Consider the following 23,720-nt stretch of genomic DNA (forward strand, 5'->3'; position numbering starts at 1 on the left):
GTTATGGCTACAAATCCTTTTGTTTTCGATGTCGCGGCTGTCATGCGCGGTGATGGCCTCCCGGAAACGGTAACCAAGACTGGTCCCGCGCCTTCCCGTATTGGGCCGGAAATGATCGCAGTGCCGGAAGGCGCTGAGGTCACGGTTGAAGCGACGCTGACTCCGCTGGGCAGCGGCGTGCTCGTTGACGCGACGATGACCGCACAATTGCAAGGCCAGTGCGTGCGCTGCCTGCGTGAACTGACTCCGACGGAGAGCATCACCATTTCTCAGGTGTACTCGGGTTCAGATGACTTCATCACCGGCGATGCGGAAGAAGATGTGGATTCCGGCTCGGGTGATGATGTGCCCACCATCGAGGAGGGCAACGTGAATCTGGAACAGGCCTTTGTTGATGAGGCGGGACTGACCTGGCCCTTCAACCCACAGTGTGAGCCAGCATGCCCTGATGATGCGGATGTTCCTGCCCCGCACGGGGTTTCGGGTGAGAAGAACAACCTGGTTGACCCGCGATGGGCTGGGCTGGAGAAATTCCTCAACACAGACGGGCAGAACTAGTGCCACGCGCGAAGAAAAACAAGATCCCGGGCGACCAGGCATGGGCGCAGGCGTTCGCGGCAGTGGACCATGCACCGCTGTTGACAAAGCTCGGTGTAGACATTGAACCGGATGTATTGAAGCTGGCGTTGACCCACCGCTCCTTCGCTAATGAGCATGGCTTTTTGCCGAATAATGAGCGCCTCGAGTTTCTCGGCGATGCGGTCTTGGGGTTGTCGGTGGCAACCAAGCTTTTTGAGCTCCACCCATCGCGGCCAGAGTCTGATATTTCGAAGATGCGCTCATCGATTGTGTCGCGCTACGGGCTGGCTGATGTGGCCCACGACATTGACTTGGGTGCATACATCCTGCTGGGGAAGGGGGAGGAGACTACCGGTGGGCGTGAGAAGGATTCAATTCTCGCGGACACCATGGAGGCAGTCTTCGGTGCGATTTACCGGCAGCATGGGTTTGAGCCAGCGCGCGATGTGATTTTGAAGCTGTTTGAGCACAAGATCAACACCGCGTCTGCAACGGGCCGTCACCACGACTGGAAGACCACGCTGCAGGAGCGCCTGGCTGAACTCAAGGCGCACACCGCTGCGTACACCGCCACCTCTGTCGGACCGGAGCATGATCAGACGTTCACGGTTCACGTCTTTTCTGGTGACACGGAATTGGGCATGGGCACTGGCCCGAACAAGAAGCTGGCGGAGCAGCAAGCTGCACGTCAGGCCATGATCTTCCTGCACGACCACCCGGGTGCGGTGGCTGTCATCGACTAATCCTTGGGTGATGCCTCATGCCTGAATTGCCTGAAGTCGAAGTGGTTCGCCGTGGCCTAGAGGATCACGTGGTGGGCTACACATTCACATCCGTCGAGGTGCTTCATCCACGCGCCGCGCGAGGCAATGACGTGGACCTCGCTGAGGTGCTGCCGGGACTAACAGTCACGGGAACTGGACGGCGGGGGAAGTTCATGTGGTTAGAGCTTTCGGACGGCCATGCGTTGCTGGTGCATCTTCGCATGTCCGGACAGATGATCGTGGGCAAGCCAGGCATGGCAAACAGCCGCCACATGCGCATCCGTTCCGTGTTGGAGCGGGACGGTGAGGAAATCGAGCTCGCCTTCATTGATCAGCGCATCTTTGGTTCCTGGCAGTGGGTGCCCATGACAGTGGATCACGGGGCGCTCGTTCCGGAAGGGATCTCCCACATTGCTCCGGATCCCTTTGAGGATTCCTTTGATGTTGTTGAGGTGGCTCGCACGATGCGCCGAAAGAACGTGGCAGTGAAAACGCTCTTGCTCAACCAGTCCGTTGTGAGTGGAATCGGTTCTATTTACGCTGACGAGGCCATGTGGACTGTGGGGGTAAAACCCACCCGCAAGGGGAAGGCGTTGCGCCAACGTGATGCCGTTGCGCTGCTGGAAGAATCCCGTGCCGTCATGGCCCGAGCGCTTAGAGCCGGTGGTACGAGCTTTGATTCGTTGTACGTCAACGTGAATGGTGCCAGCGGTTATTTCGCTCGCTCACTCAACGCGTATGGGCGGGAAGATGAACCGTGCCTGCGTTGTGGCACGCCGATTCATCGGACGATGGTGAATCAACGGTCTTCTTATTACTGCCCGGAGTGCCAGAAGCTATAAACTTCCATTCATGGAAGCTGCTTTTCTTTTTGTAGATGACACCCTGAATGGTGTCATCTGGCGTATCGTGCCCTGGTTCCTGCTGGCAGCAGGCATATATTTCGGGCTGCGAACGATCTTTGTTCAGGTCCGCGCAGTGCCGGATATGTTCCGCGCTATCGCGGAAAGCCCGAAGGGGAAGGACCGTGAGGGCCGTGACCTGGATGAGGAATACGGCGGTCTATCCGCCTTCAAGTCCTTCACCATTTCCGCTGCCTCCCGTGTGGGCACCGGCAACGTTGCCGGTGTCGCCCTGGCTATCTCCATCGGTGGCCCAGGCTCGGTGTTCTGGATGTGGATGTTGGCCATCCTGGGTGGCGCAACCGCATTCGTGGAGTCCACTCTGGCACAGCTGTGGAAGACCAAGGATGAGGACGGGAACTACCACGGTGGTCCGGCCTACTACATGACCCGTGGTTTGGGCTGGAAGCACATGGCGGCTGTGTTCTCCGTCTTCCTCGCCTTCACCTACGGTTTTGTGTACAACGCCGTTCAGTCCAACTCCATCGTTGAAGCTGTTGGTGGTTCCTTGGGCAATGACTCCAATGTGCTGAAGGGCATCGCTGCTGTGGTGCTGGCAAGCTTGACCGCATTGGTCATTTTCGGCGGTGTCACGCGTGTGGCTAGCTGGACCCAGGTCATCGTTCCGTTCATGGCGGGTGCCTACATCATCGTTGGCATCATCGTCGTGGTGCTGAATATCAGCGAAGTGCCCAACATGATTTCCCTTATCGTCGGCCACGCACTTGGCCTCAAGCAGGTGGCAGGTGCCGCCGTGGGTGTTGCCTTCATGCAGGGTATGCGCCGTGGTCTGTTCTCCAATGAGGCCGGTATGGGTTCTGCCCCGAACGCAGCGGCAACCGCAACCGTGTCCCACCCGGTGAAGCAGGGTCTTGTTCAGACGCTCGGCGTGTACTTTGACACCCTCGTGGTCTGCTCCATCACTGCCTTCATCGTGCTGCTGGGCCCGGCAGTGACCTATGGCCGTGATGATATTCAGGGTGCTGCTCTCACTCAGTCCGCTCTCGCTGACTCGGTTGGCCCGTGGGGTGCCCACTTCATCACCTTCATCTTGTTCTTCCTCGCATTCTCCTCCGTGCTGGGCAATTACTACCTTGGCCAGGCAAATATCGAGTATTTGACGAAGAGCAAGGCGGCGCTGAACATCTACCGCACCGTGGTCATTGGCTTCGTTGTCTTTGGTTGCTTCGGTTCGGTTCCGCTGGTCTGGGCACTGGGCGACACGATGGCTGGTCTGCTGGCCATCATGAACATCATTGCGATCATCCCGCTGGGTGGTATTGCCTTCAAGCTGCTGAAGAACTTCAACGAGCAGCGCCGCCAGAACATGGACCCAGTCTTCCACCGTGACATGATGCCTGAGGTCAAGAACGTTGAGTTCTGGGATGGCTCGGACCCGGTGACGCGCCGCAGGATCGAAGACCGCGTGACGGTCGAGGAAGTTCGCCGTGATGGGGACATTGACGGCAACAACGACGAGGGTGGCCTCACCCGCATCTAATGCGTATGAACACGATTCGGATGACAGCCTTTGTCACTGGCCACGTTCAGGGCGTGGGGTTCCGCTGGTGGACCCGCAGCCGCGCCCTGGAACTGGGTTTGGCTGGTTATGCCAAGAACCTCAAGGACGGCCGTGTTGAGGTGGTGGCGGAAGGGGAGCGAGGCGACGTCGATAAGCTTCTCGCCCTCCTTCAAGAAGACCCCTCCACGATGAAGCGCCCTGGCACCGTGACCCTCGTTGTCCCGCAGTACAGCGAGGCACGGGGCGCCCAGGGGTTCGTTGAGCGCTAAGCGGAACTTCCGCGGCTCGGCCTTCCGAGGTTAAAATGTCTACTTTTCTGAGGGTAAGCGCCAAATTTTGTTGCCCAAAGGGGTGACCTTTACGCCAGGCCGGATCTTCATAATGAAGTCTTCGTCCTCTTCCGTACGGGGTAGGTACGCAAACCCCGGCAAGCTGGTCAATCCAATCACCGGAGGGTACGTCGGGTTGTAGTCAACAACAACGTTGTGCTGGCGAAGCCTTCTTAGAAGCCCGTGAGCTCGTTCGTGTGACTCTTTTGTTAAATTTCCAGGTGCTACCGCCTCGTGCCCAACTAGGCGGAAGGCGATGAACGTGGAGTTTCTAGCGAACTCAGGGTCAACATCCCACGGCAGGTTTTCCTGAACCGTAGTGATCGGCGACGTGTACCCGGCTCGCTTTGCCAGTTGGTAGACGTACTGGCGAGACACCCCGTACTCGCGTGCGATGTCAACCTGGCGGTAGCCGTTATCCATAAGGTAGATAACCAGTTCTGGAGAAAGAGACATTGTCAGGACTCATCCTTATCCGGAATTGTTTTTACAAGATTCGCTTATGTTACGGGAACGATCAGGCTTTCAATGGTGCACGGGGGCACCCGGCGATTGAGAGTAACAAGTGCACCCAGTGTTGAGCGCTAATCCTCTGGGTTAAACTTTTCCAATGCACTTAACATCGCTGACGCTGAAAGGATTCAAGTCCTTTGCGTCTGCGACGACGATGAAATTCGAGCCCGGCATTTGTGCCGTTGTCGGGCCGAATGGCTCGGGCAAGTCCAATGTGGTGGACGCGCTTGCCTGGGTGATGGGGGAGCAGGGTGCGAAGAACCTGCGTGGCGGGAAGATGGAAGACGTCATCTTCGCCGGAGCGGGGGAGCGAAAGCAGCTTGGCCGTGCGGAAGTCACTCTGACATTCGACAACACGGATGGGCGTTTGCCGATTGATTACTCCGAGGTTGCCATCACGCGCCGCATGTTCCGCGATGGTGCCAGTGAGTATGAGATTAATGGCTCCAAAGCGCGCCTCATGGATATTCAGGAGCTGCTCAGTGATTCAGGTATCGGCCGTGAGATGCACATCATCGTCGGCCAGGGCAAGCTCAGTGAGATTCTGGAATCCCGCCCGGAAGATCGTCGCGCGTTCATCGAGGAAGCAGCAGGTGTGCTCAAGCACCGCCGCCGCAAGGAGAAAGCGCAGCGCAAGCTCAACGGCATGCAGGCGAATCTGGATCGCCTCACTGACCTCACGGATGAGCTAGGCAAGCAGCTCAAGCCACTCGCACGCCAAGCGGAAGCAGCGAAGCGCGCTGCGACTGTGCAGGCCGATTTGCGTGATGCGCGCCTGAAATTGGCAGGCCATCAGGTGGTCACACTGCGCACATCGCTTATCGACGCCGCACGGGCCGCCGAACTCCACGCCGAGAAAGTCGCTGCGGTGACGCGCGAGTTGGAAGAAGCTGAGAAGAACCAGCTGGCTGTGGAGGAGAACCAAGCGCGTGTCAGCGAAGCTTCCCAAGAAGCACAGCGTCTGTGGTTTGGTTTGTCCTCCTTGGCTGAGCGCACATCGGCGACGTTGCGCATCGCGGGGGAGCGCGCGAAAAACGCTATGGCGATACCTGAATTCAGAGGCCAAGATCCAGATGAGCTTCTAGCGCGTGCCGAGCGAGCGGAAGAGGAATATGAGGCTGCGCAGGAAGCCTACGAGGACGCCGCGGAGGCACTCGAAGAAGCAGCTGCTGAAACCGCGGAACTAGAGCAGCGAGCCAAGGCAGCGGAAGCTGAGCACATGGCGCAGGTACGTGCGATCGCCGACCGTCGCGAAGGCGTTGTGCGTTTGCTGGCGCAAGAAGAAAGCCAAGCTGCAGCGGTGGATGCCGCGAAGCAGGAGGTAGAACGTCTAGCCGCGGCCGCTGAGGAAACCCGCGAACAAGCCCGTGAAGCCGAGGCGCAGGCAGAAGAAACTGCGCAGAAAATGGATGAGCTCACCACTGATCGGGAGCCACTGACTCAGGCGCACGTGCGGGCTGCTGCGGAAGCCGATGCGGCGGAGAAGCGTCTTGAGCAGCTACGTGATGAGCAAAAGGCACGCGAGAAAACGGTGTATTCGCTGAGCTCGCGCATTGCTACGTTGTCTGAGACTGCGCCCGTGGCGGAAGCAGCCGACGTGCTGGGCTCTGGGTTTAACTCGTTGGCGGACTGGGTGAAGGCCGAGTCTGGCTTAGAAAAGGCGTTGGTCGCCGCACTCGGTGCGCACGCAGAAGCCCTCGCCGGAAAGGTGAAGGATTCCACCGCCACGGATCTGTCAGGTGCTTCGCGCACAGTGGTGGTGGATACGGCAGCAGGGGGCCGGCAGTGGCGCCTGGACGGCACCCCGCCGGCGGGCACGACGTGGCTGTTGGACCACGTCACTCTTGCGCCGGAGATCGCAGGTCCAGTGACGCGAGTGCTTGTCGACGTCGTGGTGGCCACCGACATCACCCACGCCCGCGCAGCTGTCGCGGATGATCCGCGCCTGCGTGCGGTCATCGCTGACGGGACCATTGTTGGCGAAGGGTGGATCGCAGCTGGTTCTGGTGGGGCGTCCAGCGTGGAGGTTGCTGCACAGATTGAACAGGCAACCGCTGATCTGGAAAAAGCACAGGCCCAGCTTGAGGAGCTTTCCGGCACCCTCGAAGGCGCCAAGATCACGGCGGAGGAAGCACGCGTGGCGGCAGCGGCAGCTAAGGCTGCGTTGAATGAACACGACGCTCATGCTGAGTCCTGGAAGCGTGATCACCAGCGCGTCCTGGGGCAGGCAGAGAACGCGAAGCAACAACACGAGCGTGCAGCGAAGCAGGCCACGGATGCAGAGATTCGCCTCAGCGACCGGATGAAGAACCTCGAAGAAACACGCGACCGTCTCGCGCGTGTGGAACACGATGACACAGAAGAAGACGTGGATTCTTCCTTCCGGGACGAGGCGAATGAGGCACTGGCACGTGCCCGCGCACGTGAGATGGAAGCAACGCTTCTGGCACGCTCCACACAACAGGCGGTTGAGCAGATTGCTGGCCGTGGTGCGGCATTGCGCCGTCAAGCTGAACATGAGCGCGAAGCGAAAGCGCGCCACCACGCCGCGATGGCCCGCAAGCGTGCCGAAGCGGAACTCGCGGAAGCTGTGGCTCAGCACGCGCAGGTGTTGGCGTCGCGAATTCAGGTTTCGCTCGAGCGTGCCACGCAGCAACGTGATGAACTTGCTGACCATCTCAAACAGCTCACTGCGCGCCAGTCACAGGTGCGCGACACGGTCAGTGCGCTACGCCAACAGCTCAGCCGACTGGGGGATACCGCTCATGCAGCGGATATCGCGCGCGAGCAGGCGCAGGTGAGGATTGATGAGGCGGAAGCGGGGATCGTCGATAAGCTTGGCATTGCTATCGACGACCTGTTGGCCGATTACACACCCGGCGAAGACTTTGACAAGGCCGCGGAGACAAAGAGGCTCAAGCAGGCCGAGCGTGACCTGGCTTCCTTGGGTAAGGTGAACCCGCTTGCTTTGGAGGAGTACAAGGCGCTGGAGGAGCGCTACAGCTTCCTGTCCACGCAGCTCGCGGATGTGATTCAGGCGCGCAAGGACCTTGCCGGCGTGATCGATGATGTGGATGCGCAGATTCTGCAGCTGTTCACTGATGCGTGGCATGACGTGGAGAAGGAATTCCCCAAAGTCTTCAACACGCTGTTCCCGGGGGGTGAGGCACGTTTGGTGCTCACCGATCCGTCGGACATGCTCACCACGGGTATTGAGATTGAAGCCCGCCCGCCCGGCAAGCGCGTCAAGCGTTTGTCACTGCTGTCTGGTGGTGAGAAATCCCTCACCGCACTGGCCATGCTCGTGGCTATCTTCCGTGCGCGCCCATCCCCGTTCTATGTCCTCGATGAGGTGGAAGCGGCACTGGATGACGTGAACCTGCGCCGTCTCATCGCGCTGCTTGAAGAGCTCCGCGAGGACTCACAGCTCATCGTGATTACTCACCAGAAGCCCACGATGGATGTAGCAAACGTGCTCTATGGCGTGACTATGCGCGGCGATGGTGTCACTCGCGTGATCTCCCAGCGCATGAGCCCCGCGCCGCGTGATTAGCGCGCCGGGCTGAGTTTCAAGCCCGTGCCGTCTTTGCCCAGGTACGCGTTCGTGCCGTCGTAGAAGATCGTGTTGCCTTTAATGAGGGCATTGCGCACCGCGCCATCGTAGAGGTGGCGTTCGGCGTCACAGCCCATCATTGTCACCGGCCGGTCCTCGTAGCTGTACGTCGCGGTGCTCTTATCCACCACGAGGGCGACACCAAAGCCATTGCACGCCCCGCCCTGGACAAGGGCGGTGTTCTCCGGAGCCTCGTCACCGCGCCAGAAGGTGATGTTGCGTCCAAGCGGGTGCGATGCGGTCTTCCACTCGCCGTTGAGGATCTCTTCCACCTGCTCCGGCGTGGCCTTGTGCGCATTCGCGGGGAGCGTGACCACGAGTGCATCCGATTCTCCTGTGGGTGGGGTGGGTGCACTTGAACCAAAGGCTCCGAATCCAGCTGCGGCGCTGATGGCGATGATCAGTGCGGTGATCACTGACAGTGCTGTGGCAATCACCGGGTTCTTCAACACATCCATGTTCATATGGTTCATAAACTGCAGCCTAGTCCGGCTTGCGGGGCCGAAAGAACACGAACAACTCCATCGGTGGCACACTGGTTCGCATGATGAATTCAACTGTTTTGTGGATCATTGTCGCCGTTGTGGTGGTGCTGCTCATCATTCTGGGCATCATCATTGCCGGCAATAAGCGGAAGAAATCAAAGGCAGTGTCCTTTGAAAAGAAGGATCTGACTGCACAGAAAGAACTCACCCAGCAGGAGAAATCCGGAAATTACCAAGCCCAGGGTGGCTTTAATTTCGCTCCCGCCGCAGCACCGGTTGCTGAGAAGGAGCCAGTCCTGCGCGAAGAGCAGAAGTTTAGCGATGAACCCGTGGCACCCGTCGTGCCCGAGCCGGTAAAAGAGCCGGTAGAAGAGCTTGTCGTTGAACCTGCAGTTGAACCCGAAGTAGCCGAGGACATCCCTGCGGAGATCCCCGAGGAGATTTCTGAGGAGATTTCGGAGGAAGAAACCGTGGTGGTTGAACCGGTCGAGGTTGAAGAACCGGTAGAACCAGTCGCCGTGGAACCTGAACCCGAACCTGAACCCGCGGTGGTTGAGGAAGCGGAGGAAGCAGCTGAGGCTGCCCGCACGACTGTTGATGCGGCGGATGAAGCGCTTGAGCAGACTCCGGTTCCGGAGGAGGAGCCAGCACCCGCTCCGGAGCCGTTGGACGATATTGCCCCGGCGACGGGTCGTCTTGGACGTCTGCGTGGGCGTTTGTCGCGCTCCCAGAACGCGATTGGCCAGGGACTGCTGGGCATTCTGAGTGCTGGTGATCTGGATGAGGATGCTTGGGAGGAGATCGAGGACACCCTCATCATGGCGGACCTCGGCGCGCCGCTGACGATGAAGATCACCGAGACGCTGCGTGAGAAGATCGCGGAGCGCGGTGTGTCTTCGGAGGAAGAGGCTCGCGCGATGCTGCGTGAGACTCTCATTGAGGCCGGCAAGCCGGAGCTGGACCGCTCGATCAAGGCGATGCCGAATGACGGTAAGCCGGCGGTCATCCTTGTTGTCGGTGTGAACGGCACCGGTAAGACCACTACGACGGGCAAGCTCGCCCGCGTGCTTGTCTCTATGGGGCACAGCGTGGTCTTGGGTGCAGCGGACACGTTCCGTGCCGCGGCCGCGGATCAGTTGGAAACGTGGGGTCGACGCGTTGGTGCAACCACCGTTCGTGGCAACGAAGGAGCAGACTCAGCCGCGGTTGCTTTTGACGCCGTGAAGACAGGAGTGGAGCAGCAGGCGGATGTGGTCATCGTCGATACTGCTGGGCGCTTGCACACCTCCACAGGCCTGATGGATCAGCTGGGCAAGGTCAAGCGCGTGGTGGAGAAGAAGTCTCAGGTGGATGAGGTTCTGCTCGTCCTTGATGCCACGGTGGGGCAGAACGGTCTGACCCAGGCGCGTGTGTTCAAGGACGTTGTGGAGATCACCGGTGTTGTCCTGACCAAGCTTGATGGCACCGCGAAGGGTGGCATTGTCTTCCAGGTTCAGGAGGAACTCGGAGTGCCGGTGAAGCTCGTCGGTCTCGGTGAGGGTGCTGATGACCTTGCCCCGTTTGAGGTGGAAGGCTTCGTCGACGCGTTGCTGGGCTCCTAGCAGGATTTTTCGTCGGATACTCGCGAACCCGGTACCACAGTGATGTGGTGCCGGGTTTTTGTGATTTCGGTTACAGAAAAAGTCATACCGTTGACCGTGGTATCTATCGCTCTATAGGTTTTTTCTCGGTACAAATCGGTCAATCGATAGGTATTAGGAACAATGAGAATCGAGGTGATAGTTATGACTGCAGATCAAGTTGCATTGGCGTCTGGGAACGCGGGGTGGATGCTTGTCTCCGCTTCGCTCGTGTTGCTCATGACACCGGGCCTGGCATTTTTCTACGGGGGTATGACATCACGCCGAAGTGTCCTGAACATGATGATGATGTCGTTCACGGCGATGGGGGTTGTGTCGGTCGTGTACGTGCTGTGGGGATGGTCGATGTCCTACGGGACGCAATCCGTTGGTGGATTGTTTGCAAATCCGTTTGAGTTTTTCGGGCTGCGCAATTCGATCACCAATGGGGGAGGCGCCTACATCGCCGGAGGCAATGGCTACGCCAATGTCATTGATATTGCTTTTCAGCTGACATTCGCCGTGATCTCAGTGGCGATTATTTCGGGTGCGATTGCCAGCCGAGTGAAGATCGGCGCGTGGATGGTATTCGCCGGCGTGTGGGCCACTCTGGTGTATTTCCCGCTTGCCCACATGGTGTGGGGTGGCGGTCTGCTCGGCGAAGGAACTCGCTCGGTCGCGGCGTGGATGTTCGGGAGTGAAAACGGTGAAGCCCACATCGCGCCCATCGACTTTGCAGGCGGCACTGTCGTTCACATTTCAGCGGGCGTGGCTGCATTGGTTCTCGTCTTGGTCATCGGGCAACGTGAAGGATTTCCGCAATCTAATTCGCGTCCCCACAACCTTCCCTTCGTCATGCTTGGCGCCGCACTTTTGTGGTTTGGGTGGTGTGGCTTCAACGGCGGTTCGGCTCTTGCGGCTGATGGGTTGGCGGGTCTGGCGTGGCTAAACACCGCCGCGGCAACAGCTGCCGCAATGTTGGGCTGGTTAGCAGTTGAGAAACTCCGGGATGGTTACGCAACATCGCTTGGTGCTTCCTCCGGGCTTGTCGCAGGACTTGTTGCCATCACGCCGGCTGCCGGGACGCTTACCCCAGTGACGTCTATTCTGCTTGGTCTCGGTGGCGGAGTGTTCTCCTGCTTCGGTGTGAGCCTGAAGTACCGCTTCAATTACGACGACTCCCTGGATGTCGTGGGCGTTCACCTCGTCGCAGCTACCTGGGGAACGATCGGCCTTGCATTCTTCGCACAAGGTGAAGGGGTCTTTACCGGCGGGGGAGCAGACGGCTGGAAGCTTCTTGTTGTCCAGACAGTGGTTGCTGTTGTGGCCATGGTGTTCTCGGGGGCGTTGACGTTCCTCATCGCAATCGTCGTGAAGCATACGATGGGCTGGCGTGTGACTCGCGCGCAGGAATTTGCTGGCGTGGACTACTCCGTTCACCGTGAGACGGGCTATGACTTGGGCGGACCAGGACTTCGGCCTGGTGGAGTCCCAGCGGGCAACAAGTCAGCTGCTGAGTTAGGGCTGAATGAGGGGCGGCAGCACCATGAGCACGCTGACCGTTCAAAGCCAATGGATAATCAGTAAGAAGAAACAGCAGAGGGAAGGTGAAAGACATGAAGCTCGTGACAGCAGTTGTACAACCGTTCACGCTCGCTGACATCCGTCAGGCTCTCAGCGAGGCCGGGGTGAAAGGTATTACCGTCACTGAGGCCCAGGGCGCTGGCCGGCAGATGGCCAGTGTGGAGTACTACCGCGGTGCGCGGTACAGCTCCAATTTTGTGCAAAAGGTCAAGATTGAGGTGCTTGTCACTGATGCTCAGGAAGATGCGGCCGTCAATGCAATCCTGGAAGCTGCTCGTACCGGAGAGGTAGGCGATGGAAAAATCTGGGTCACAGAAGTAACTCGCGTCGTGCGTGTACGTACCGGAGAGACAGACGACGCGGCTATTTAGCCCCGGCTATCGACGGAATCACTCAGCTGAGCTGAACCGTATGTGATTTTGGTGGTGGGTTGCAGTTAGGCTGTAACCCACCACTTAATCTTTTTAGCCACCGGGCTAGAGACATTTACTCAAAGACTTCAAGGGAGCTTTTACGTGTTCGAGTCATTGTCCGATCGCCTTCAATCAGCACTCACCGGGCTGCGGGGCAAGGGCAAACTCACGGAAGAGGACATCAACGCCACTGCCCGTGAGATCCGCATCGCCCTGCTCGAGGCCGATGTCTCGCTCACCGTTGTTCGCGCCTTCATCCAGCGTGTGAAGGAACGCGCGCTTGGCGCGGCTGTGTCTGAGGCACTGAATCCGGCGCAGCAAGTAATCAAGATCGTCGATGAGGAACTGACCAATATCCTCGGCGGCGAAACGCGTCGCCTGAACCTGGCGAAGAACCCGCCGACAGTGATCATGCTGGCTGGTTTGCAGGGTGCTGGTAAGACGACGTTGGCCGGTAAGTTGGCGCTTCACCTGTCCAAGCAGGGGCATGCCCCGATGCTGGTGGCATGTGACCTGCAGCGCCCGGGTGCTGTGCAGCAGCTCCAGATCGTTGGTGAGCGTGCCGGTGTGAAGACTTTCGCGCCGGATCCGGGTACGTCCTTGGATTCCAATGATCATGAGATGGGCACGTCCCACGGTGATCCGGTTGAGGTTGCTCTGGCTTCTATTGAGGAAGCACGCCGTACCAATGCAGATGTGGTGATCATCGATACCGCTGGTCGTTTGGGTATTGATGAGACGCTGATGACTCAGGCCCGCAACATCCGTGATGCGGTGAATCCGGATGAGGTCTTGTTCGTCATCGATGCGATGATCGGCCAGGACGCGGTGAACACCGCTCAGGCCTTCGCTGATGGTGTGGACTTCACCGGTGTTGTTCTGACCAAGCTTGACGGTGACGCACGTGGTGGTGCGGCGCTGTCCATCCGTGAGGTCACCGGCAAACCGATTCTGTTTGCTTCCACCGGTGAGAAGCTCGAAGACTTTGACGTCTTCCACCCGGACCGCATGTCCAGCCGCATCCTCGGCATGGGTGACCTGCTCTCCCTGATTGAGCAGGCCGAAACCATGATGGACCAGCAGAAGGCGGAAGAAGCCGCCCGCAAGCTGGGCACGGGTGAGCTGACCCTCGAGGACTTCCTTGATCAGCTGCTCATGATTCGCCGCATGGGCCCCATTGGCAATCTGCTGAAGATGATGCCGGGCGGCAAGCAGATGAACCAGATGGCAGACATGGTGGACGAGAAGCAGCTCGACCGCATCCAGGCCATCATCCGCGGTATGACCCCGGCTGAGCGTGAGGATCCGAAGATTCTTAACGCATCGCGCCGCAAGCGCATCGCGAATGGTTCTGGTGTCTCTGTCGCTGAGGTAAACAAGCTCGTCGAGCGCTTCTTCGAAGCGAAGAAGATGATGGGCAAGATGGCCAACCAGTTCGGCATGGGTGGTATGCCGGGCATGCCAGGCATGGGCCGTTCCGCAACCAAGAAGAAGCCGAAGGGCCGCAAGGGCAAGAACGGTAAGCGTAAGCCCGTGAAGCGTCAGGGCGCACCGAAGATGCCGGGAATGCCGGGGATGCCGGGCATGCCAAGCATGGATCAGTTGCAGCAGATGCAGCAGCAGATGCCGCCGGGAATGGAAGGTCTGGACTTGAACAACCTGGACTTCGGTAGCGCGATGAAGCGCATGGGGAAGAAGAAGTTCTAGCGATTAGCCCTGAGCGGTCACTCCCGGTGTAAAATTTTACATTGCTCCGGTAACTATCAAATGGTAGAAATTTTCTACCAGGGGCTTTGTTCGGGCCGATTTTTTGCGATGTAAATTCTTACACACGCCCGGCGAAGGAAAGCGACCGAGGGCAACCCTCGTCACCCTCCTTAGTCCTCCATGATCCTTAGATCGTCGAGGGTTTCATCATTGCGGTAGGGGAGCTCCAGCGCATCAAAGATGGGCTGGAGGCTATTCCACATCACCGGGGCAGTGGAAGCCGCGTAGGCATTCGAAATGTGGTTCTGATCGCGGTAGACGTAAATATTGCCGATGATCGGTGGGCAGTAGGTGTCGTCGCAGAACCAGTTAGCCGTATCAATCGTCCACTGCTTGTTCGCCGGGAACAGGTATTGCTCAGCCGGGTTCTTCGGCGCGTACACAGTGGAACGCAGGGTAGAGCAATCCTTCATGGTGTTATGGGCGAGGAGGCATTCGTTCGGGTCCATGTGATCACCCTCGCGGGAGAACACCCATGGATTGTCGCGCAGGCCCACGAACGGGATGCCGTTGAGGCGTAGCTTGTCCCACACCGTGGAGTAGGCTCCCGGCACGATGTCAGGGCCTACACCGCCAGCGCCAGCGCGGCCGGCAGGGCGGGTGGCATTAGAGATAGCCAGGTCGGGCTGCAGAGCAATGATCTCAGCGAAAGCATTGCGGGACCATTCAGCGCACACCTCAGACACCGTGTCCAGGTCATCCAGCACCAGCGGGCATTCCTGGCGGACGTATGTGACCACCTTGAAGCCACGTTCACGGCCAATCTGGTCCAGGGGAATGACCCACGGCTCAGCGTGGGAGCCGCCGAACAGAACCACGGTGACATCGGCTTCCGGGTCACCGAAGACACAGCCTTCGTGGGGGAGCAGGTCGCCCGGCTGGTCCATGAAGATCATGCAGCCACGGTCAACTGTGGGTGGCCACATGTCCGCGATGAAGTGTGGATCAGGTGCGGCCAATGCGCGCGGCACATCCGCGCCGAACTGGGCCATGGCACCCGGGTACGTCGCTGGGTCGAGCTCGCCGCTGGCCTGGGCCACCTGGCGGTTGAATATGGGCAAGATTGCCAGCATGCCCACGAGCAGAACAGCGATGGCGGCGCCGCCGACGGCGTGGGCGCGGCCGGTGAACGTCGACAAGCTATCAAGCGCATTACGCACTGGCGTATCTGTGGCCTTCGGGCGCTTGGCGTGCTGGCGCAAAGGATCTTCCACGAAGGTGTACGTGAGGTGCGCCAACGCGAGTGATACGGCAATGACGGCGAAGCCCAGCAGGACGGACGGTTTGTCCTTGCCCAGGTACACGGTGAGCAAGATGAGCAACGGCCAGTGCCACAGATACAGGGAGTATGCGACCTTGCCTAGCCAGGTCATCGTGGAAGACGACAGCAGCTTTGCCACGACGTGCTGGGGCCCGCTGAGCACAACGAGCGCGGCGCCGAGCAACGGAATCAGCGCGGCCGGGCCAGGGAAGGCGAGCGAGGTGGGGATGATGAAGCCGGTGGCGGCGATCATCGTGACGCCCAGGCCGGCGGCAGGTGCTTGGAACCGTGCTGGGACAGCCACCTTTGCTGGCAACATGGCGAGCAGCGCGCCAAAGCTCAACTCCCACAAACGGGAGGGGAAAGAGTAGTAATTCGCGGCCGTGCCTACGAAACCAAAACGTGAAGCGTAGGCGAAAGAAGCGATGGTGATCAGCGCGAGGATGACCACGATCCAGCGGCGCACGCGCTGAACACCCACGTGGACGCGGGAGACCAAAAAGGCCACCAGAATGCCAGCGGTGATGGCAAAGAGGTAGAACTGGCCCTGCACACTCATGGACCACAGGTGCTGCAAGGGGGAGGTCTGCGAACCCGCAGCAGCATACGCCGCATCCTGGATGCTCAGCTCATAGTTTTGGTAGTAGAGCACCGAGGCCTTGAACTGGCGAGCAATCTCATGGCTCATGATCTGCGGCGTGAAGTACTGGATGCCGGCATAGATAGCAGCGAGTACCACGGCTAGTGCAGGAAGAAGCCTGCGTGCAGTACGCCAGAAAGGCCACCACGGATTCAGGGAAGGATTCGGGCGCATGGCATAACGCAACTGCGTGCCCATGAAGAAGTAGCCCGACAGCAGCAGGAACACATCCACGCCGCCGGATACCTTGCCCACGAAGACGTGGAACACAACCACAAGCATGATGGAAAAACCACGCAAACCATCAAGGTCATAACGGTAGGGCGATGACGGAACCGGCTGGGCGGCCGATTGCTGTGGGGTGCCTACTGGTGCTGTCATCGTGCTTGTGTGGGTGAGAAACTCAAAAAATAAAATAAGGGTGTGTTCTTAACCCTGGTTATTAAACCCGTTCTTGAACCGTGAATAGAAATCTAGGTCTTTTGGTGACCCTACCCCTGTCAAGGGCGCGGCTGGGAACCAAACACTGGGAGCGTGCCGTTTTTGGTGTAAGCAGTGGTGCGCGGGTAAGGTATTGCAGGTTGCCTAGCAACACCCTGCGTTAGCGCCGGACCCGATGGGAGTCTCTGGGTTCCCCTTCGACCGGCCCTAGTCACACGCAGACGAAAACCAAGGGCTGAACCGGCCCGCCAAAAACGTGGCGGGTGTCTGAACTGCCCAGTGACCGAAGTAAAGGACTTTTACACCATGGCTGTCAAGATCAAGCTGCAGCGTCTGGGCAAGATCCGTAATGCTCAGTACCGCGTTGTTATCGCTGATGCCCGCACCCGTCGTGACGGTGCTGTCATTGAGAACATTGGTATCTACCACCCGAAGGAAGAGCCGTCGCTCATCAAGATTGATTCCGAGCGCGCTCAGTACTGGCTCGGCGTTGGCGCTCAGCCGACCGAACCGGTGCTCGCACTGCTGAAGGTGACCGGCGACTGGCAGAAGTACAAGGGCCTCGACGGTGCTGAGGGCACCCTCAAGGTTGCTGAGGAGAAGCCGTCCAAGCTCGACCTGTTCAACCAGGCTCTGGAGGAGGCCTCCAACGGCCCGACCGCTGAGGCCATCACCGAGAAGCGCAAGAAGGCTAAGGAAGAGGCAGAGGCTAAGGCAGCTGCTGAGGCCGAGGCTGAGGCAAAGGCTGCTGCAGAGGCTGAGGCTGCAGCTGAAGAGGCTGAGGAAGCTCCGGCTGAAGAGGCTCCGGCTGAAGAAGAGAAGGCTGAGGAGTCCGAGGAGAACTAAACTCCCTCCAGCGTTAAAGCGGTTAAAGCGACTGCCCGTGTACCACTTGGTGCGCGGGCAGTTTTTGTGTTGATGGGTGCTGGTAGCCTTAGCTCCCATGAAGTTGCTCATCGGCAAAGTAGTGAAGTCCCATGGCGTTAAAGGGGAGGTCGCCGTGGAGGTGTTGACTGACGAGCCGGAGATCCGATACGCAGTGGGAGAAGTACTCCACGGCAAGCAGGCGGGGAAGGAACAAGACCTGACCATCGCCTCGGTGCGCCCGCACCAGAAACGCCTATTGGTCACGTTTGAGGAGATCCCGGACCGTACCGCCGCGGACTCGCTGCGGGGGATGCAGTTCTTTGCGGAACCCTTGGAGCGCGATGAGGACTCGGATGAGTTCTACGACCATGAACTTATCGGCCTGAAGGTCGTGCACGACGGTGAGGAAATCGGGGAGGTCACCGGTGTGATGAATGCCCCGAACCGGAAGATCTTGGAGGTTGCCTACCACGGCAGGGAAGTGCTGGTTCCCTTCGTTATGGACATTGTCCCGGAGGTGGATCTGGAGGAAGGCTTCCTGGAAATCACTCCGCCGGAAGGGTTGCTGGACCTATGACGGGTACACCAGCATTGCGGATTGACGCGATCACGATCTTCCCGGATTACCTTGAGCCCATGCGCCACGCGCTGCTGGGCAAAGCGATTGAGCAGGGCATCCTGGCAGTCGGTGTGCATGATCTGCGGGATTGGGCCACGGGCGGACACAAGGCGGTGGATGATTCACCGCTGGGTGGTGGCCCGGGCATGGTGATGAAGCCGGACGTGTGGGGTCCAGCGCTCGATGAGGTGCACGCGGGGCGGAAAGGTCTTGACCTGGACACCGCGGCTGCACACCGCAATGACAAAGCACGCCACGATGATGTGGCTGAGGTTGCCGCACGCCCGTACGCCGTTCCCAGTGATGTACGCGAAGGGGAGGACCCGGACGCGCCATTGCTCTTGGTGCCCACGCCGGCCGGCAAACCTTTCACACAAGCTGATGCGCAAGTGTGGTCGCGGGAGAACCACATTGTTTTTGCCTGCGGCCGCTACGAGGGAATTGACCAGCGAGTCTTCGAGGACGCCGCGCAGCGGTATCGCGTGCGCGAGGTGTCCATCGGTGACTACGTGCTCATCGGTGGGGAAGTGGCGGTGCTCGTCATCGTGGAGGCCGTCACGCGCCTGATCCCTGGAGTGCTGGGTAATACCGAAAGCCATGAGGATGACAGCTTTTCCGACGGACTGTTGGAAGGCCCGAGCTACACCAAGCCGCGCGTGTGGCGAGGAATCGAAGCCCCGCCGGTGCTGACGTCGGGTGATCACGCCAAGGTGGAGCAGTGGCGCCGCGAGCAGTCCCTCAAGCGCACGCGTGAAGTGCGCCCGGAGCTCATCGACGCCGCGGAGCTCACCGAAGAAGACCGGTTCATGCTCGACGCCCGCGACGTGGTGACAGAGCTGGATGTCCTCGGCTGGAAGCCCGGTTTGGAAAAGAACATGCGTAGGGTGTTGAAGAAGGCGGGGTACCGCGATGCGCAGATAAGTACAAAAGAACGCGGAACCGATCGGTGCTTTGGGCCGTCGATGCTGGAGACAGAGTTTGAGCGCCGCGAGGGGCGGCCGAGCCTCGATCCGTTAGTCCGGCTCACGGTCCGTGGCCGCACTGCTTTGAGCCTCACTGACGCCACGCAAGCCGTGGTTGCAGCGTTGCCGAAGGGCACGGATTGGTACGGGACGACCCGCGAGGTGTAGCCCTATAACGTCCGCCGACTAGACTTCCCCGAATGACTATCGCAGAGGTTATCGCGAAAGAAATTCACGTCCGCGCGACCCAAGTTCAGGCAGCGCTTACCCTTCTCGCGGAGGGCAACACCGTGCCCTTCATCGCCCGTTACCGCAAGGAAGTCACGGGTGGGTTGGACGATGCGCAGCTGCGCCACATCGAGGAGCGCAACACGTACCTGCTGGAACTGGCGGAGCGCAAGGAAGCTGTGCTGGCCAGCATCGAGGAGCAGGGCAAGCTCACCGATGAGCTGAAGCGCGAGATCCTCGCCGCCGACACGAAGGCCCGCGTTGAGGACTTGTACCTGCCATACAAGAAGCGCCGCAAGACCAAGGCAGATATCGCGCGTGAAGCTGGGCTTGAGGAGCTGGAGCAATTGCTTATCGACGAGCCCAGCGCCAACCCCGAGACCGCCGCCGAAAAGTTCATCTGCGAAGGCTTCCCGGACACCAAAGCTGTTCTTGATGGTGCGCGCGCAATCCTGGTGGATCGCTTTGCCACTGATGCGGACTTGGTGGGCGCCGTGCGTGACCGTGTGTATGCCGAGGGAGCGATGCGTTCTGCCGTTGTGGAAGGCAAAGAACAAGAGGGCGCGAAATTCGCGGACTACTTCGAGTTCGCTGAGGACCTGACCAAGCTACCGTCCCACCGCATCCTGGCGCTATTCCGTGGCGAAGCGGAAGGCGTGCTCACCCTGAGCTTTGATCCGGGTGATGAGGCTGTTTATGAAGGCATGATCGCCGAGCGCTTCGACCTGCCCGTGCAGGAGTCTGAGTGGTTGGCCAAGGCAGTGCGCTGGGGCTGGCGCACCAAGCTGCAGATCTCCGCGAACGTGGACGCCCGTATGCGCCTGAAAGAAAAAGCGGACGAGGGGGCACTCGAGGTCTTCAAAACTAATCTGCGCGATGTGCTGTTGGCAGCACCTGCTGGACAGCGAGCAACCCTGGCGCTGGATCCGGGGTACCGCAATGGTGTGAAGTGTGCCGTGGTGGATGGCACCGGCAAGGTTTTGGCCACCAGCATTGTGTACCCGCACCAACCGCAGAATCGCTGGGATGCGGCGCGCACGGAGCTTGCCTCCTTGGTGGCGGAACATGGCGTGGAGCTCATCGCGGTGGGCAACGGTACGGCATCGCGCGAGTCCGAGAAGCTTGCCGGTGAGGTAGCAGACCTCATCGCGCAGGCCGGCGGTAAGCGCCCAACGCCGGTGATGGTGAGTGAGTCTGGTGCGTCGATTTATTCCGCGAGTGCCATCGCAGCAGAAGAATTCCCGGATATGGATGTCTCGCTGCGTTCCGCGGTGTCTATCGCGCGGCGCCTGCAGGACCCGTTGGCAGAGCTGGTCAAGGTGGATCCGAAGTCCATTGGTGTTGGCCAGTACCAGCATGACGTGAACCAGGTTGCGCTGGCGCAAACACTGGATGCGGTGGTGGAAGATGCGGTGAACTCCGTCGGTGTGGACGTGAACACCGCGTCCGCACCACTGCTGGAACGAGTGGCAGGTTTGTCTAACACGGTGGCCAAGAACATCGTGGCCTACCGCGATGAGAACGGCAGCTTCACTACCCGCAAGCAGCTGGGCAAAGTGCCGCGCCTGGGGCCCAAGGCTTTTGAGCAGGCGGCAGGGTTCCTGCGCATCCAGGGTGGCACGGATCCGCTGGACGCATCGGCTGTTCACCCGGAGGCGTACCCCGTGGTGGAGCGCATTGCTGCTGCGACAGGGATGGATACCACGCAGCTCATCGGCAACACCGCAGTGTTGACCAAACTCGCGCCGGCAGACTTCGCCGATGAGACCTTTGGTGTGCCCACGGTGACGGACATCATCGCTGAGCTGGATAAGCCCGGCCGTGACCCTCGTCCGGAATTCACCACCGCCACCTTCAAGGAAGGTGTCAACGAGGTCAAGGACCTCACACCCGGCATGATCCTGGAGGGCACGGTGACCAATGTGGCTGCCTTCGGTGCCTTCGTTGATGTGGGTGTGCACCAGGATGGCCTCGTGCATGTGTCTGCGATGAGCAACAAGTTCGTCTCCGACCCACACGATGTGGTGCGCTCCGGCCAGGTGGTCAAGGTGAAGGTCATGGATGTCGATGTCGCGCGCAATCGCATCGGGCTGTCGCTGCGGCTTGATGACGAGCCTGGGAAGCCCAACAAACCCGCAGGGAAGAAGAATGGGGCGGGGAACGGGGGACGTCGACAAGCGAAAAGTGCGAAGCCTGCGCAGGGCTCGATGGCGGATGCGTTGAAGCGTGCCGGATTTGGGAAGTGACCCGGGGCTATGCAAGAATAGTCGGGTCTTGTAGCCGACATGAACCAGTCGAGCGCCCCAGGAGGGGAAGAGCCGCTAGGTTCCTCTGTCCAAATCTGAAAAGGAATTCGTATGTCTAACGGCATCATCGATAAGGTCGACGCAGGCCAGCTGCGCGACGACATCCCGGACTTCCGTCCTGGTGACACCCTGGGCGTTCACGTCAAGGTGATCGAGGGTAGCGTCACCCGTACCCAGCTCTTCGAGGGCTTCGTTGTCCGTCGTCAGGGCTCCGGCATCCGTGAGACCTTCACCGTCCGCAAGATCTCCTTCGGCATCGGTGTGGAGCGTACCTTCCCGGTTCACTCCCCGAACATTGACCGCATTGAGGTTCTGCGTCGCGGCCGTGTCCGCCGTGCGAAGCTGTACTACATGCGCGACCTGCGTGGCAAGGCTGCCCGCATCAAGGAGCGCCGCTAAGCTTCAGCGCTTCAACGCCCCCTTTCCCACTCATTCTTGCTGTGGGGAAGGGGGCGTTGTGTATGCGCGGTGTTAGAGTGTTTGACCGTGACTAATACTCCCCGCCAGCGTCCTGTTCGCGACAAAGAAGACCGCACGATGCCGTGGTATGTGGAGATCCCCGTGGTGGTTCTTCTCACCCTCGGCCTTATCTTCTTGCTGCAGACATTCGTTGGGCGCGTGTACCTGATCCCTTCTGCCTCCATGGAGCCCACGCTTCACGGGTGTGAGGGATGTAATGGTGACCGCATCTTCGTGCAGAAGGTGTCCTACTATTTCACCGACCCAGAGCCGGGCGATGTCGTGGTGTTTGAAGGCACTCCGTCCTGGAACACTTCCTACCAATCCAACCGTTCGGACAACCCGTTCGTGGCGGGATTGCAGCAGCTTGGTTCCTACGTGGGCCTCGTTGCGCCGGATGAGAACAATCTGGTGAAGCGCGTGATTGCTACTGGCGGTCAAACCGTGTCATGCCAGGCTGGTGACCCGTCCGTGATGGTGGACGGCCAGCCCACGGATCAGACGTTTACTCTGCAGCCGCCGGACAACCCGGTGATGACGGAGGACGGCTCTGAGGCGTGCGGTGGCCAGTACTTTGGGCCGCTGACTGTGCCGGAAGGCAATGTCTTTGTCATGGGCGATAACCGCACGAACTCGCTGGACTCGCGCTACCACATGGGGGATGAGTTCCAGGGAACGATCCCGGAGGAGAACATCCGCGGCAAAGTCTCGTTCATCATCTTGCCGTTGACCCGCATCGGGCCCGTGAAGAATGGCGATGTGGAGTTGCTGCCACAGTAAATGCGCAGGCTGAAGCAGCTCCGCACGTACGAGGTGGCGTTGGATAAGGCCGGCCTCGGCCCCGTTGCGGGTATCGATGAGGCGGGCCGTGGCGCATGCTTCGGCCCCATCACCATCGCCGCGTGCATTCTGCCCTCACGCCCGCTACGGGGGCTTGAGGAGCTCACGGACTCCAAGAAGTTGACGCCAAAGAAGCGTGATTTGCTTTTCGACGAAGTGGTGTCTTCCGCCACCGCCTACTCCGTCGTGCACATCAGCGCGGGGGAGATTGATCGCCGCGGAATCCAGAACGCGAACCTCGACGGTGCGCGCCGCGCGATTTCCGAGTTGGCTGTTGAACCAGGCTTCGTGCTCGTGGACGCCTTCCGGGTGCCCGGCCTCACCATCCCCCAACTACCCATCGTGGGCGGTGACTACACAGCACGCTGCATCGCGGCAGCGAGCATCCTGGCCAAAGTGAGCCGCGACCGCCTGGTCACACAGATGGCCGAAGAGTTTCCGGAGTACGGCCTGGAAGGGCACAAAGGTTATGGCACGCAGGCGCATATGGATGCGGTGCGCCGCCACGGTGCAAGCCCTGAGCATCGCTACACTTATGCCAACGTTGCAGCAGCCCACCAGACGTATGTGAGGAGCACCAAGCCATGAGCGCTGAGGAATTGGATAACTACGAGGCAGAGGTTGAGCTCTCTCTGTACCGCGAATACCGCGACGTGGTCAGCCAGTTTTCTTATGTGGTGGAGACAGACCGCCGCTTCTACTTGGCCAACGGCGTGGAATTGATCCCACACACGGAGGGCAAGGATGTGTACTACGAGGTGCGTTTGTCTGACGCCTGGGTGTGGGACATGTACCGTGCAGTGCGTTTTGTGCGCTACGTGCGCGTGATCACGTACAAGGACGTCAATATTGAGGAGCTGGATAAACCGGAGATGGTCATCCCGGAATAGCTCGTTGTGTGCGCACCCTGTGGATAAAGAAGCGTTATCCACAGGGTGCTTTGTTTATTTTTGGCCAATTTTCTCGCCGAGGGATCTTTTTGGTCTTTTGTGTCGTCCAAAGAAGTA

At 59.6% G+C, this 23,720-nt stretch carries 21 protein-coding genes; 18 read left to right on the forward strand and 3 right to left on the reverse strand.

The window, feature by feature from the left end; all coding sequences use genetic code 11:
• Positions 1 to 3: 3 nt before the first annotated feature.
• From L8U60_RS02220 to L8U60_RS02240, 5 genes are read left to right on the forward strand one after another with little or no spacing between them, the layout of a single operon-like run.
• Positions 4 to 558 carry a YceD family protein gene (locus tag L8U60_RS02220; protein WP_269964765.1) on the forward strand — a complete coding sequence of 185 codons (555 nt, stop codon included), beginning with the start codon at positions 4 to 6 and terminating at the stop codon, positions 556 to 558.
• A complete protein-coding gene (gene rnc / locus L8U60_RS02225; RefSeq protein ID WP_420840139.1) occupies positions 513 to 1,322 on the forward strand; it encodes a ribonuclease III in 810 nt (269 codons plus the stop codon). Before L8U60_RS02220 ends, rnc begins: the two co-directional genes overlap by 46 nt.
• A gap of 17 nt (positions 1,323 to 1,339) precedes the next feature.
• Complete coding sequence (gene mutM, locus L8U60_RS02230) at positions 1,340 to 2,185, forward strand: bifunctional DNA-formamidopyrimidine glycosylase/DNA-(apurinic or apyrimidinic site) lyase (protein WP_269964767.1); 846 nt, start codon at positions 1,340 to 1,342, stop codon at positions 2,183 to 2,185.
• Positions 2,186 to 2,195: 10 nt separating this feature from the next.
• Complete coding sequence (locus L8U60_RS02235; protein WP_269964768.1) at positions 2,196 to 3,746, forward strand: alanine/glycine:cation symporter family protein; 1,551 nt, start codon at positions 2,196 to 2,198, stop codon at positions 3,744 to 3,746.
• 5 nt (positions 3,747 to 3,751) lie between these two features.
• Positions 3,752 to 4,036, forward strand: coding sequence for an acylphosphatase (locus tag L8U60_RS02240; protein WP_269964836.1), 285 nt, complete (start codon positions 3,752 to 3,754; stop codon positions 4,034 to 4,036).
• Positions 4,037 to 4,075: 39 nt separating this feature from the next.
• On the opposite strand, the gene L8U60_RS02245 is transcribed toward L8U60_RS02240, so the two are convergent.
• On the reverse strand, positions 4,076 to 4,552 hold the full coding sequence (locus L8U60_RS02245) for a helix-turn-helix domain-containing protein (RefSeq protein WP_269964769.1): 477 nt from the start codon (positions 4,550 to 4,552) through the stop codon (positions 4,076 to 4,078).
• A 154-nt stretch (positions 4,553 to 4,706) separates the two neighbouring features.
• On the opposite strand from L8U60_RS02245, the gene smc reads away from it, so the two are divergent.
• Positions 4,707 to 8,162 carry a chromosome segregation protein SMC gene (gene smc, locus L8U60_RS02250; RefSeq protein WP_269964770.1) on the forward strand — a complete coding sequence of 1,152 codons (3,456 nt, stop codon included), beginning with the start codon at positions 4,707 to 4,709 and terminating at the stop codon, positions 8,160 to 8,162.
• Here smc and L8U60_RS02255 read toward each other — a convergent pair.
• Positions 8,159 to 8,695: a hypothetical protein gene (locus tag L8U60_RS02255; protein WP_269964771.1), complete on the reverse strand. Its 537-nt coding sequence runs from the start codon at positions 8,693 to 8,695 to the stop codon at positions 8,159 to 8,161. The two genes, smc and L8U60_RS02255, sit on opposite strands and share 4 nt — an antisense overlap.
• A gap of 74 nt (positions 8,696 to 8,769) precedes the next feature.
• Here L8U60_RS02255 and ftsY point away from each other — a divergent pair, with 74 nt between their 5' ends.
• From ftsY to ffh, 4 genes are all read left to right on the forward strand, one after another.
• Positions 8,770 to 10,308 carry a signal recognition particle-docking protein FtsY gene (gene ftsY / locus L8U60_RS02260; RefSeq protein ID WP_269964837.1) on the forward strand — a complete coding sequence of 513 codons (1,539 nt, stop codon included), beginning with the start codon at positions 8,770 to 8,772 and terminating at the stop codon, positions 10,306 to 10,308.
• Positions 10,309 to 10,491: 183 nt separating this feature from the next.
• The gene (locus L8U60_RS02265) at positions 10,492 to 11,913 is read left to right on the forward strand and encodes an ammonium transporter (protein WP_269964772.1); all 1,422 of its coding nucleotides are present in this window, start codon (positions 10,492 to 10,494) and stop codon (positions 11,911 to 11,913) included.
• A gap of 29 nt (positions 11,914 to 11,942) precedes the next feature.
• On the forward strand, positions 11,943 to 12,281 hold the full coding sequence (locus L8U60_RS02270) for a P-II family nitrogen regulator (protein ID WP_269964773.1): 339 nt from the start codon (positions 11,943 to 11,945) through the stop codon (positions 12,279 to 12,281).
• Between the two features lie 144 nt (positions 12,282 to 12,425).
• Positions 12,426 to 14,030, forward strand: a complete 1,605-nt coding sequence (gene ffh, locus L8U60_RS02275) for a signal recognition particle protein (protein ID WP_269964774.1) — start codon at positions 12,426 to 12,428, stop codon at positions 14,028 to 14,030.
• A gap of 170 nt (positions 14,031 to 14,200) precedes the next feature.
• On the opposite strand, the gene L8U60_RS02280 is transcribed toward ffh, so the two are convergent.
• Entirely contained in the window at positions 14,201 to 16,372 is a 2,172-nt protein-coding gene (locus L8U60_RS02280; protein ID WP_269964775.1) for an acyltransferase family protein, read from the reverse strand.
• A 366-nt stretch (positions 16,373 to 16,738) separates the two neighbouring features.
• Here L8U60_RS02280 and rpsP point away from each other — a divergent pair, with 366 nt between their 5' ends.
• The 8 genes from rpsP (at position 16,739) to L8U60_RS02320 (ending at position 23,603) form a co-directional block, all read left to right on the forward strand.
• The gene (gene rpsP / locus L8U60_RS02285) at positions 16,739 to 17,278 is read left to right on the forward strand and encodes a 30S ribosomal protein S16 (RefSeq protein WP_269964776.1); all 540 of its coding nucleotides are present in this window, start codon (positions 16,739 to 16,741) and stop codon (positions 17,276 to 17,278) included.
• 97 nt (positions 17,279 to 17,375) lie between these two features.
• The gene (gene rimM, locus L8U60_RS02290) at positions 17,376 to 17,876 is read left to right on the forward strand and encodes a ribosome maturation factor RimM (RefSeq protein ID WP_269964777.1); all 501 of its coding nucleotides are present in this window, start codon (positions 17,376 to 17,378) and stop codon (positions 17,874 to 17,876) included.
• Entirely contained in the window at positions 17,873 to 19,048 is a 1,176-nt protein-coding gene (trmD, locus tag L8U60_RS02295; RefSeq protein WP_420840140.1) for a tRNA (guanosine(37)-N1)-methyltransferase TrmD, read from the forward strand. The genes rimM and trmD overlap by 4 nt, the downstream gene beginning before the upstream one ends.
• Before the next feature lie 32 nt (positions 19,049 to 19,080).
• Entirely contained in the window at positions 19,081 to 21,354 is a 2,274-nt protein-coding gene (locus tag L8U60_RS02300) for a Tex family protein (protein ID WP_269964778.1), read from the forward strand.
• A 111-nt stretch (positions 21,355 to 21,465) separates the two neighbouring features.
• Positions 21,466 to 21,813, forward strand: a complete 348-nt coding sequence (rplS, locus tag L8U60_RS02305; protein WP_034661593.1) for a 50S ribosomal protein L19 — start codon at positions 21,466 to 21,468, stop codon at positions 21,811 to 21,813.
• A gap of 138 nt (positions 21,814 to 21,951) precedes the next feature.
• Positions 21,952 to 22,653, forward strand: a complete 702-nt coding sequence (lepB, locus tag L8U60_RS02310; RefSeq protein WP_269964839.1) for a signal peptidase I — start codon at positions 21,952 to 21,954, stop codon at positions 22,651 to 22,653.
• Positions 22,654 to 23,301 (forward strand): ribonuclease HII, encoded by a 648-nt coding sequence (locus L8U60_RS02315; protein WP_269964779.1) that lies wholly within the window; start codon positions 22,654 to 22,656, stop codon positions 23,299 to 23,301.
• Entirely contained in the window at positions 23,298 to 23,603 is a 306-nt protein-coding gene (locus L8U60_RS02320; protein ID WP_269964780.1) for a DUF2469 domain-containing protein, read from the forward strand. The genes L8U60_RS02315 and L8U60_RS02320 overlap by 4 nt, the downstream gene beginning before the upstream one ends.
• Positions 23,604 to 23,720 lie beyond the last annotated feature (117 nt).

The sequence above is a fragment of the Corynebacterium meitnerae genome (assembly GCF_027570075.1).
Classification (GTDB): Bacteria; Actinomycetota; Actinomycetes; order Mycobacteriales; family Mycobacteriaceae; genus Corynebacterium; species Corynebacterium meitnerae.